Below are 10,253 nucleotides of genomic sequence, written 5' to 3' on the forward strand. Positions count from 1 at the left end.
CTTTTTGGGCCAGCTCACCCAGATCATGCCGTCGCGGACGATCAGATCCATCAGCCTTTGCGCCAGCGCCTCGAGCACCGCCCGCACACTGGTGAAGAGGTGGATGACATCATAGCCCGGTGCGGCATCGCCGAGCTGGTCGGCGCTGACCCGGCGCGACTCGATGAAGTTGTGCGCGGTAGCGAGTTCGGCCAGCGATGCGGGCAGGTCGATGAACAGCGCGCGCTGCCCATCCCTGAGCCCCAGCTTCTGCGCCAGGGGCGTGCCCGAATATCCGGCCGGATCGCTCATCAATAAACGCGCGCCTTGGGCGCGATCTTCTTGAGATCGATGCCGCCTTCGCTCTCGGGCGTCAGCGGGTCGACGTGCACCGGGCGGTAGCCCAGCTTGACCGCGCCGGTATCGGTGTCGATCCAGCTCAGCGTATGCTTGCGCCAGGTCTCGTCGTCGCGGGAGGGGAAATCCTCGCGCGCATGGGCGCCGCGGCTTTCATGCCGCGCTTCGGCCGACACCACCGTGACCATGGCATTGGCCATGAGGTTTTCCAGCTCCAGCGTTTCGACGAGGTCCGAGTTCCAGACCAGGCTGCGGTCGGTGATCTTTACGTCGGGCAGGCGCGAATAGATCTCGCTCATGCCCTTGACGCCGCTCTGCAGCGACTCGGCGGTGCGGAACACGGCGGCGTCCGACTGCATGGTGCGCTGCATCTCGTCGCGCAGCTTGGCGGTCGGCTGGCTGCCCTGGGCGTTGCGCAGGCGATCGAAGCGGGCGAGGATCTTGTCGTCCTGCGCCTTGTTGATGCCCGGGATCGGCGCCGCGCGGTCGAGCACCTTGCCGGCGCGAATGGCGGCGGCACGGCCGAAGACCACAAGGTCAGTCAGCGAATTGGAGCCGAGGCGATTGGCGCCATGCACCGAGGCACAGGCCGCTTCGCCCACTGCCATGAGGCCCGGCACCACGCGGTCGGGATTGTCAGGCGTCGGGTCGAGCACTTCGCCATGATAATTGGCGGGGATGCCGCCCATATTGTAATGCACCGTCGGCAGCACCGGGATCGGCTCGCGCGTCAGGTCGACGCCGGCAAAGATCTTGGCGCTCTCGGTAATGCCCGGCAGGCGCTCATGCAGCACCTTGGGGTCGAGATGGTCGAGGTGGAGATAAATATGGTCCTTCTTGGGACCGACGCCCCTGCCCTCGCGGATTTCCAGCGTCATGCAGCGGCTGACGACGTCGCGCGATGCCAGGTCCTTGGCATTGGGGGCATAGCGCTCCATGAAGCGCTCGCCTTCCGAATTGGTGAGATAGCCACCCTCGCCGCGCGCGCCTTCGGTGATCAGCACGCCGGCGCCATAGATGCCGGTGGGGTGGAACTGCACGAATTCCATATCCTGCAGCGGCAGGCCGGCGCGGGCCACCATGCCATTGCCGTCGCCGGTGCAGGTATGGGCCGAGGTGGCCGAGAAGAAGGAGCGGCCATAGCCGCCCGTGGCCAGCACGACCAGCTTGGCGCGGAAGCGGTGCAGCGTGCCGTCGTCGAGCTTCCAGGCGATGACGCCCTGGCACGAACCGTCCTCGCCCATGATCAAATCAAGCGCGAAATATTCGATATAGAATTCGGCATTGTTGCGCAGGCTCTGGCCATAGAGCGTGTGCAGGATCGCGTGGCCGGTACGGTCGGCGGCGGCGCAGGTGCGCTGCACCGGCGGGCCTTCACCGAATTCGGTCATGTGGCCGCCGAAGGGCCGCTGGTAGATCTTGCCTTCGGTGGTGCGCGAGAAGGGCACACCATAATGCTCGAGCTCATAGATCGCTGCCGGCGCCTCGCGGGCGAGATATTCCATGGCGTCGTTGTCGCCGAGCCAGTCCGACCCCTTGACGGTGTCGTACATGTGCCACTGCCAGCTGTCGGGGCCCATATTCTGCAAGGAAGCCGCAATGCCACCCTGCGCCGCCACGGTATGGCTGCGGGTGGGGAAGACCTTGGTGATGCAGGCGGTGGAAAGCCCCTGCTCGGCCATGCCCAGCGTGGCGCGCAGGCCCGCGCCACCGGCGCCAACCACCACCACATCGAATTCGTGGTCGATGAGTTCGTATTGAGCCATCAGGCCTAACCCCAGAAGACGAGCTTGAGAATGGCGGCCACACCGGCCACCGCGATTGCAATGCAGAACAGGGTGTTGAGCATCATGAAGAGCCGGTAGACGCTGCCGCTGAGGTAATCCTCCAGCGTGTCGCGCATGCCGTTGCGCATATGGACCGTGACGATGACGAGCAGCGCCGCCAGCGGGACGCCGATCCACCCATTGCCGATCACGGCCACCATGTCGGGCCGGTCCTGTCCGGCCAGGCGCACCACCACGAAGAGCAGCAGGATGAGGAAGGCGATATTGATCGCGCCCGTCAGCCGCTGGGTGATGAAATGGCGGGTCGAGGCTTTGGCATTGCCGTATTTGGTTTTCGGATTGGCGACCATGTCGCGGGTAATGACCGTCTCGCGCATCATGCCATCCAGACGAAAACGGTCCAGACCAGCAGAGTCAGGACAATGGAACCGACGAGATTTGCCCAGGCCAGCATTTCGCGCTGCCCCGGCTCCATGCCGATGGTGAAATCCCAGATGAAGTGCCGGATGCCGCCCAGCATGTGATGGATCAGGCTCCAGGTGAACCCGAACAGCACCAGCTGGCCGAACCAGCTGCCATAAAGTTCATTGACCGCGTTGAGCGGCTCCTGCCCCCAGGCGGCAGCGGCCAGCCAGAGCACCAGCAAGGCCGTACCGGCATAATTGGCAATGCCGGTGGCGCGATGGAGGATCGACATCGCCATGGTAATGGTCCAGCGATAGATCTGCAGATGCGGGGATAGGGGGCGGGATCGAACCGTCATGAGGCCTCGCTGGCTTGCGGCTTGGCCGCTTGCAGTTTGGAATGGTTCGAGACTTCTAGCGCCCAAAGCTTACGAAATCAAAGCGTCGGCACCCGACTTTTGGCGCATTGCGCACTTTGTTCGTATGCCGAACAGCCTGTGCGGGCAGCGCATGGGATGGGGCCGCTTATCTGCCATTCAACAAACCTATCTGGCCGGATAAGGCGGTTTGCGGCATAGAGGCGACAGCATTTGAGGACCCCGCATGCACGACACCATCACCATCGACAGCATCACCCCGCTCGCCCGGGACTGGGGGCGGCTGGACCGCTACGAGGTGACCCATGCCCGGCGCGACGGCACGCGGCAGACCGTGCTGCGGGAAGTCTATGACCATGGCAGCGCTGCGGCCGTGCTGATGTTTGCGCCGGCCGAGCGCACAGTGATCCTGACGCGCCAGTTCCGCCTGCCGCCCCATCTCAACGGCGATCCGGCCTGGCTGATCGAGGCGCCGGCCGGCCTGCTCGATGGCGAAGCGCCGGCCCTGGCGGCGCGGCGCGAGGCGATCGAGGAAACCGGCTACGAGCCGCAGGCGCTGGAGTTCCTGTTCGACGCCTATATGAGCGCCGGTTCGCTCACCGAGAAATGCGCCTGCTTTCTCGCCCGCTATACGCCCGGCCGGCAACTGGCCGCAGGTGGCGGGCTGGCCCATGAGGGCGAGGATATCGAGGTGTTCGAGCTGGACCTGGACGCAGCGCTGGAGATGATCGCCACCGGCGAAATCGCCGATGCCAAGACGATTCTGATGCTGCAGGCGCTGGCGCTCCGGCTGGTGCGGGGCGAGTTGCTTTAAGCGTGAAACCAGCAGTCGACACCCTCCCCCTTGTGGGGAGGGACCAAGGGTGGGGGTTGTTTGGCCCCGATATCGGGGCTCTCGCACCCCCTCCCAGCCTCCCCCATCAAGGGGGAGGTGCCGCTCAGTGGCTGTGAGAAGATGGTGTCAGGGGCCCTAACTGTCCCTCAAAAATCCACCAGCTTCTTGTCCGGATCATAGGGCTGATCCTTGGCCACCCGCGTCACCGCCTGGCCGGCCTTCATCGTCTTGGTCGATGCGTCATAGGCGTAGCTGGGCGAACCATGCAGCTGCCAGCCCTCGCTCAGCGCCTTGGTGACCCTGTGGCAGAAGGCGGCGTCGTCTGCGCCGGTAAGGAAGCGGTAGATAAGCATGCATGTCCCCAATGCGCGGCGAAACAATCGCCGCAGTTGATCTCCTCCGCTCTTACCGATAATCGAAAGCCCATGCATCGGTTTCCTGATCACCTGCTGAAGGGCCACGCCAATTTCATGGCCGGCCGCTATGTCCGCGAGAAAGATCGCTATCGCGAGCTTGCCGCATCCGGACAGAACCCCACCACCATGATCATCGCCTGCTGCGACAGCCGCGCGGCGCCCGAAATGATCTTCGATGCCGAACCGGGCGAATTGTTCGTGCTGCGCAACGTGGCCAATCTCGTGCCCACCTATCAGCCCGATGGCGGCCAGCACGGCACCTCGGCGGGCATCGAGTTCGCCGTCAAGGCACTGGGCATCTCCAATATGGTGGTCATGGGCCATGGCCGCTGCGGCGGCATCAAGGCAGCGCTCGATCCTGATTCGAGCCCGCTCGACAGCGGCGATTTCATCGGCAAGTGGATGAGCATGCTGGGGGGCCTGCCCGAACAGGTCGGCCAGAACGACCTGATGACCGCCGGCGAGCGGCAGACCGCGCTCGAGCGCATCTCGATTCGCAACTCCATCCGCAATCTGCGCACCTTTCCTTATGTCGCCGAACTCGAGGCGGCGGGGAAACTTGCGGTACACGGCGCCTGGTTCGACATTTCGACCGGCGAGCTGTGGATCATGGATGGTGACAGCGGCGACTTCGTCCGCCCCGACTTCTGATCTTTTCCTCGCGATGACTTGCGGACACGGCAGCGTGAAGTGCTCGTCCTGCCACTTCACGTATCCGTGATATGGAACCTTTTGGGCAAAGCAATCGATCAACTTGATGGTTGTGCGGATCCAACCACAATAAAACTTCGCACTACTGACGTAAACTACAATCAATGACCGCATAGCGCACGCTCATCTTGATGCATACACTTTGGGACGATTAAGGCGATACTGCCCGAAAATGGCCCGATAATTTCCCGCTCCCCGCCGATTTTCCGGCCCGGACGGAACACATTGCCACATCATTGTCTGTCTCACGGGCTGCAGGAGAGCATCCCGTCGGGGATCGGCTAACCGGTCGCCGCTTTTATCTCCCCAACATTGGAGCTCAACTCCCATGAAGAAGATCATTCTGTCGTCCCTCGTCGTGCTCGGCCTTTCGACCGCTGCATTCGCTCAGGCTGCCACGGACTTCGCGTCCATCGATGCCGATGTGAGCGGCGGCGTTTCCCTCGCCGAAGCTCAGGTCGCCTGGCCTGACCTGACCGAAGAGGCCTTCACGGCCGCTGACACCGACGCCAATGGCGAGCTGTCGGCTGAAGAATACGACGTGCTGGTTGCCGCCTCGGCCGCTCCGGCCAGCTAAAGCCGGTTCGCGCCCAATTCACGGGCGTTGAAAGAAGCCACCCCATGCCTCCTGGGGTGGCTTTTCTTTTTGGCCGCGCTGCCGCGGCCCCTTTACGGAGTTATGGAATGCACAAGATTGTCCTGAGCCTTGCCGTCCTGGGCTTTTCCGCCACGGCGGCCTTCGCCCAGACCCCCACCAGCTTTGCCGATGTCGATACCGACGCCAATGGCGAGCTGAGCTTTGCCGAATTGCAGATGGCCTGGCCCGACCTGACGCAGGCCGAATTCGATGCCGCCGACAGCGATACCAGCGCTGGTCTCGGTCCCGATGAGCTCAATTCGCTGCAGCCTGCCGCCCTTCCCGCGACCCCGCAATAGCAGTCCTGCCGGGCCGCCCATCGGGCGGCCCTGTTCATTCAGTCGAAGCGAACATTGGGTTCGGCCGGACGCGCCCGCCATAGCGTCACCACCAGCCCTGCAATGACCAGCAGCCCGCCGGCGATTTCGATCCCGGTAATGGTCTCACCCAGCACCAGATAACCCGACAGGAGCCCCGTGATCGGCACCAGCAGCGTGAACGGCGCCACCACCGTTGCGGGATGGCGGCCGAGCAGCCAGCTCCAGATCGCGCCGCCCAGCAAGGTCGCCGGATAGGCGAGAAACGCGATCAGCGCCGCATCGGACCAGTCAAACCCGGCCAGCGCCGCCAGCACGGCGGGCGGACCTTCCACCAGCAGCGATAGCGCCAGCAGCGGCACCGGCGCCGCCAGTGCGCCCCAGACGGTGAAGGACAGCGCATTGACCTTGCCCGCCCGCTTGGTCAGCACATTGGCAAGGCCCCAGCTCAGCGCTGCGAGCAGCGTCATCACCAGCGGCAGCAGGCTCGCACCACCCAGGCGCTCGGCGGCAATCACGCCGATACCAGCAAAGGCGATCACGGCGCCGATGACCTGGAAGCGGCTGGGGCGCTCGCCCAGCATGACAAAGGCCAGCGCCATGGTGAAAAAGGCCTGCACCTGCAGCACCAGCGAAGCCAGGCCCGCCGGCATGCCCCAGGCCAGCGACAGGTTGAGAAAGGCATAGAGGGCAAAGCCGAAGGCCAGGCCGAAGCCGGCCACCAGCAGCCAGTGGACCTTGGGCGGCTTGACGAAGAAGACCAGCGGGAATGCCGCGAGAAAGAAGCGCAGCGACGCCGCCAGCAGGGGCGGCATGGCCGCGACGCTGAGCTTGATGACAACGAAGTTGAAGCCCCAGATGGCCACGACGAGCAGCGCCAGGAGGACGTGGCGGATCGGCATCAGGCGGCGCGCAGCCGCGCCACGAGGCGCGGTCCGAAGACATTGAGTCCAAGTCCGGCAAGGATCAGCAGGCTCCCGGCGATCTCGAGCGGTGTCACCATTTCGCCGAGAAGCACGAAGGCAGCGGCAAAGCCGACCACCGGCACCAGCAGCGTGAATGGCGCCACCAGCCCCGCCGGATGCCGCCCCAGCAGCACCGCCCAGGCGCCATAGCCCAGCAGCGTCGAGCCATAGGCAATGAACAGCACCGAGAAAATCGCCTGCGGGCTGATGCTCGCCAATGCGGCCAGCGCCTGCGGTCCTTCAAACAGCAGCGACAATGCCAGCATGGGCAGCGGCGGCACCAGGCTCCCCCAGATGACGAAGGCGAACATGTCCACCTTGCCGGCCCGCTTGGTGACAATGTTGGAAATGGCCCAGAACCCGGCCGCGACCAGCGTCATCAGCAGGGGCAGCAGCACCGCGCCGCCGATATGCTCGGCTCCGATGGTCACGAGGCCGACCAGCGCGATTCCCGCGCCGGCCAGTTGCGGCACGGTCGGCCGCTCATCGAGGAACAGCATGGCCAGCCCCAGGGTGAAAAACACCTGCATCTGCATGACGAGGCTCGCCAAGCCCGCCGGCATGCCGAGCCGCATGGCGGTGAACAGGAAGCTGAACTGCAGCACGCCCACTGTCAGGCCGTAGACGATGAGGATCGGCCAGCCCACGGCTGGCCTTCGAATGAAGAACACCGCCGGCAGGGCACAGCCGAGATAGCGCAACGCGGTCAGCAGGAAGGGCGAAATTTCATCGACCCCCCATTTGATGGCGACAAAATTCAGCCCCCAGACGAGGACGACGCCGAGGGCGAGGAGAAGGTCGCGAAGGGGCATTGAGTGGTCCGGTCTAGTGAGAGGCACGATGGCCCTTCACCTCTCCCTCTGGGGGAGAGGTCGGCGCGTAGCGCCGGGTGAGGGGGCCTACCCCTCACACCGAGTCAAGTAAAGGCCCCTCACGCGACCGAAGACGGTCGACCTCTCCCCCCAGAGGGAGAGGTGAAGGGCACCGTGCCTAGGCCGCCGCCTTGCGGGCCACGAGGCCCCGCGCGATCAGCTCTTCGGCGATCTGGATGGTGTTGAGCGCCGCGCCCTTGCGCAGATTGTCCGAGACGACCCAGATATTGAGCCCGTTCTCGATCGTCGCGTCCTCGCGGATGCGGCTGACAAACGTATCGTATTCGCCCACGCATTCGACTGGCGTGGCGTAACCGCCCGGTTCGCGCTTGTCGATCACCGAGATGCCGGGCGCCTCGCGCAGGATGTCGCGCGCCTCGTCGGGTGAGATCGGGTTCTCGAACTCGATATTGACCGCTTCGGAATGGCCGACAAACACCGGCACGCGCACGGCGGTGCAGGTCACCTTGATCTTGGGATCGAGGATCTTCTTGGTCTCGGCCATCACCTTCCACTCTTCCTTGGTCGAGCCGTCTTCCATGAAGACGTCGATATGGGGAATGACGTTGAAGGCGATCTGCTTGGGGAACTTGTTGCCCTGGCCCGGGCTGTCATTGACGAAAATGCCCTTGGTCTGGTTCCACAGCTCGTCGACGCCTTCCTTGCCTGCGCCCGAAACCGACTGGTAGGTCGAGACCACGATGCGCTTGATCTTGGCGAAGTCATGCAGGGGCTTGAGCGCCACCACCAGCTGGGCCGTCGAGCAATTGGGATTGGCGATGATGTTGAGCCGGGTCGGATTGGCCAGCCACGCATCGAGCACATGGCCATTCACTTCCGGCACCACCAGCGGCACGTTGGAATCGTAGCGCCAGAAGCTCGAATTATCGATGACGATGCAGCCGCTGGCAGCGATGCGCGGCGCCCAGTCCTTGGAAATCGCCCCGCCGGCCGACATGATGGCGAAATCGACGCCCTTGAAGTCGAAATCATCAAGGTTCTTGGCCTTGAGAATCTTGTCGCCATAGGAGATTTCGCGGCCGATCGAGCGGGATGACGCCAGCGCGATCACCTCGTCGGCGGGGAACTTGCGCTCGGCCAGAATATTGAGAACTTCACGGCCCACATTGCCTGTGGCACCGACGACAGCGACGCGATAACCCATTTGGAACTCCAGTCCCTTACCATTTTCCGCCCCCGCGCGATGGTTTTGCCATCGCGGCCAGTGCTTTGAGCCTCTCCCCGTCGGGAGACGACCCGGGGAAAAGCGTCAGGCGGTTTTGGTGGTTTTGGTCATGAGGGCAGCGACGCCACCGGCCAGAAGCCGGGTGGTTGCGAATTCCGCAATGTCGAAAAAGCTGCGCATCGATTGACTGCTTTGGTTGAAAAGCAGGCGAAGTCATACGCCCAAATAGGAAATAGTCAATGAACTTGCCGCCGGGCAGCTTGCGCGCATGCGTGTGACTGGTGCCCAATTGCCACAAGAGCCGTGTTAAGGCTAGCCTAACGCACATTATTGTTGCGGTATTAGGGCCTTTCGCCGGCAATGGCGCAAGGCGGGGGAATAGTCGATGCGGGCGGGTCTTTGGGCAGGATTGGGTTTGGCTGCATTGCTGTCCGGCGCCGCGACGGCGCAGGACACAACCCTCTATTTCAGCCCTGACCTCGTCGGCGAATTCACCGCCCCCAGCGCCTTTGAAGGCCTTTATGCCGGCGTCCTGCTCGGCCCGATCTCGGCCCGCAAGAACAATTTCAATTCCACAGGCTGGGAAATCCGCCCCGAAATCGGCGGTGTCGTGGGCTGGAACCAGCCCGTTGCACCCGGTGTCATCCTTGGCGCCGAACTGCAGGCCACTATCGCCACCGACTTCTCCAACTCCGCCTATCTGCGCGCCATGGCCCTGGCGCGGCTGGGCTTTGCCGCCGGCGACAATAGCCTGGTCTATCTGCTGGGCGGCGCCGGCCGGCTGGGCGACAGCTGGGCCTTCGAAGCCGGCATCGGCGCCGAGGTGATGGTGACCGACAATATGGCGCTTCGGCTCGAAGCCGCCGGCATCGGCCAGCTCGGCCCCGTGCCCAACGGCAACAATATTCCGGCCGTCTCGGCCATGCGCATTACCTCTGGCGCCATATGGCAACTCGACGGCGGCCCCGCGGCAACGACCTTCAATAGCGGTCCGGTGACCGATTTCACCGGCCTCTATGCCGGCATCAATATCGGCGGGCTGACCGATCCGCAGTTCAACTTCTTCAACGACTATGGCTGGGGCTGGCATCTGAGCCGCTTCGAAATGGGCGGGCTGGCCGGCTACAATCACGCGCTGACCGACATGTTCCGCGCTGGCGTCGAAGTCCAGCTCGGGATCAATTACGACACCTCGGGCGATGCCGGGCTCGACGCGCTGGCGCTGGCCCGTGTCGGCGTCGTCCCGGTCGAGGGCGTTCTCGCCTATGCGGCGGGCGGGCTGGGGCTGGTCGAGGGACAAAGCGCCTATGTGTTTGGCGGCGGCGTCGAATATGCGCTCTGGGGCCAGGCCAGCCTGCGCGGCGAAGCGCTGATCCTGGGCCGCATGGACAACGCGCCGGGCCTGACCGG

The 10,253-nt window shown here is 64.0% G+C and carries 12 protein-coding genes and 1 pseudogene; 5 read left to right on the forward strand and 8 right to left on the reverse strand.

From position 1 onward, the window contains the following. The 4 genes and pseudogenes from V6M52_RS07235 to sdhC all read right to left on the reverse strand — a co-directional run. Positions 1 to 291, reverse strand: a pseudogene (locus V6M52_RS07235) (DUF3052 domain-containing protein); the annotation flags it as partial. Then, complete coding sequence (sdhA, locus tag V6M52_RS07240) at positions 291 to 2,102, reverse strand: succinate dehydrogenase flavoprotein subunit (RefSeq protein WP_332700550.1); 1,812 nt, start codon at positions 2,100 to 2,102, stop codon at positions 291 to 293. The gene sdhA and the pseudogene V6M52_RS07235, both read right to left, overlap by 1 nt. A gap of 5 nt (positions 2,103 to 2,107) precedes the next feature. Then, positions 2,108 to 2,503 (reverse strand): succinate dehydrogenase, hydrophobic membrane anchor protein, encoded by a 396-nt coding sequence (gene sdhD, locus V6M52_RS07245; protein WP_332700551.1) that lies wholly within the window; start codon positions 2,501 to 2,503, stop codon positions 2,108 to 2,110. After that, complete coding sequence (gene sdhC / locus V6M52_RS07250) at positions 2,500 to 2,886, reverse strand: succinate dehydrogenase, cytochrome b556 subunit (protein WP_332700552.1); 387 nt, start codon at positions 2,884 to 2,886, stop codon at positions 2,500 to 2,502. Before sdhC ends, sdhD begins: the two co-directional genes overlap by 4 nt. A gap of 244 nt (positions 2,887 to 3,130) precedes the next feature. On the opposite strand from sdhC, the gene V6M52_RS07255 reads away from it, so the two are divergent. Next, positions 3,131 to 3,718: an NUDIX domain-containing protein gene (locus V6M52_RS07255; RefSeq protein ID WP_332700553.1), complete on the forward strand. Its 588-nt coding sequence runs from the start codon at positions 3,131 to 3,133 to the stop codon at positions 3,716 to 3,718. Between the two features lie 167 nt (positions 3,719 to 3,885). Here the strand turns inward: V6M52_RS07255 and V6M52_RS07260 are convergent, their stop codons facing one another. Beyond that, positions 3,886 to 4,092 (reverse strand): DUF1737 domain-containing protein, encoded by a 207-nt coding sequence (locus V6M52_RS07260; RefSeq protein WP_332693197.1) that lies wholly within the window; start codon positions 4,090 to 4,092, stop codon positions 3,886 to 3,888. A 72-nt stretch (positions 4,093 to 4,164) separates the two neighbouring features. Here V6M52_RS07260 and V6M52_RS07265 point away from each other — a divergent pair, with 72 nt between their 5' ends. The 3 genes from V6M52_RS07265 (at position 4,165) to V6M52_RS07275 (ending at position 5,802) form a co-directional block, all read left to right on the forward strand. Next, positions 4,165 to 4,806 carry a carbonic anhydrase gene (locus V6M52_RS07265; RefSeq protein WP_332693200.1) on the forward strand — a complete coding sequence of 214 codons (642 nt, stop codon included), beginning with the start codon at positions 4,165 to 4,167 and terminating at the stop codon, positions 4,804 to 4,806. Positions 4,807 to 5,194: 388 nt separating this feature from the next. After that, positions 5,195 to 5,443, forward strand: a complete 249-nt coding sequence (locus tag V6M52_RS07270; RefSeq protein ID WP_332693203.1) for a hypothetical protein — start codon at positions 5,195 to 5,197, stop codon at positions 5,441 to 5,443. 107 nt (positions 5,444 to 5,550) lie between these two features. Beyond that, on the forward strand, positions 5,551 to 5,802 hold the full coding sequence (locus V6M52_RS07275) for a hypothetical protein (RefSeq protein ID WP_332700554.1): 252 nt from the start codon (positions 5,551 to 5,553) through the stop codon (positions 5,800 to 5,802). 38 nt (positions 5,803 to 5,840) lie between these two features. Here V6M52_RS07275 and V6M52_RS07280 read toward each other — a convergent pair whose 3' ends face one another. From V6M52_RS07280 to V6M52_RS07290, 3 genes are all read right to left on the reverse strand, one after another. Then, a complete protein-coding gene (locus tag V6M52_RS07280; RefSeq protein WP_332700555.1) occupies positions 5,841 to 6,722 on the reverse strand; it encodes an EamA family transporter in 882 nt (293 codons plus the stop codon). Next, on the reverse strand, positions 6,722 to 7,597 hold the full coding sequence (locus tag V6M52_RS07285) for an EamA family transporter (protein WP_332700556.1): 876 nt from the start codon (positions 7,595 to 7,597) through the stop codon (positions 6,722 to 6,724). Before V6M52_RS07285 ends, V6M52_RS07280 begins: the two co-directional genes overlap by 1 nt. A 178-nt stretch (positions 7,598 to 7,775) precedes the next feature. After that, positions 7,776 to 8,822, reverse strand: coding sequence for an aspartate-semialdehyde dehydrogenase (locus V6M52_RS07290; RefSeq protein WP_332693214.1), 1,047 nt, complete (start codon positions 8,820 to 8,822; stop codon positions 7,776 to 7,778). A gap of 436 nt (positions 8,823 to 9,258) precedes the next feature. On the opposite strand from V6M52_RS07290, the gene V6M52_RS07295 reads away from it, so the two are divergent. Continuing rightward, a partial coding sequence (locus tag V6M52_RS07295; protein ID WP_442881829.1) for an outer membrane protein occupies positions 9,259 to 10,253 on the forward strand: 995 nt, incomplete at its 3' end.

It is taken from the genome of Devosia sp., from assembly GCF_036676215.1.
GTDB lineage: Bacteria > Pseudomonadota > Alphaproteobacteria > Rhizobiales > Devosiaceae > Devosia.

Excerpts from the sequence above, each read along its gene's own strand:
- sdhC (WP_332700552.1), bottom strand. The coding sequence starts at position 2,886 with ATGACGGTTCGATCCCGCCCCCTATCCCCGCATCTGCAGATCTATCGC.
- sdhA (WP_332700550.1), bottom strand. The coding sequence starts at position 2,102 with ATGGCTCAATACGAACTCATCGACCACGAATTCGATGTGGTGGTGGTT.
- sdhD (WP_332700551.1), bottom strand. The coding sequence starts at position 2,503 with ATGATGCGCGAGACGGTCATTACCCGCGACATGGTCGCCAATCCGAAA.
- V6M52_RS07285 (WP_332700556.1), bottom strand. The coding sequence starts at position 7,597 with ATGCCCCTTCGCGACCTTCTCCTCGCCCTCGGCGTCGTCCTCGTCTGG.
- V6M52_RS07290 (WP_332693214.1), bottom strand. The coding sequence starts at position 8,822 with ATGGGTTATCGCGTCGCTGTCGTCGGTGCCACAGGCAATGTGGGCCGT.
- V6M52_RS07265 (WP_332693200.1), top strand. The coding sequence starts at position 4,165 with ATGCATCGGTTTCCTGATCACCTGCTGAAGGGCCACGCCAATTTCATG.
- V6M52_RS07270 (WP_332693203.1), top strand. The coding sequence starts at position 5,195 with ATGAAGAAGATCATTCTGTCGTCCCTCGTCGTGCTCGGCCTTTCGACC.
- V6M52_RS07255 (WP_332700553.1), top strand. The coding sequence starts at position 3,131 with ATGCACGACACCATCACCATCGACAGCATCACCCCGCTCGCCCGGGAC.
- V6M52_RS07275 (WP_332700554.1), top strand. The coding sequence starts at position 5,551 with ATGCACAAGATTGTCCTGAGCCTTGCCGTCCTGGGCTTTTCCGCCACG.
- V6M52_RS07280 (WP_332700555.1), bottom strand. The coding sequence starts at position 6,722 with ATGCCGATCCGCCACGTCCTCCTGGCGCTGCTCGTCGTGGCCATCTGG.
- V6M52_RS07260 (WP_332693197.1), bottom strand. The coding sequence starts at position 4,092 with ATGCTTATCTACCGCTTCCTTACCGGCGCAGACGACGCCGCCTTCTGC.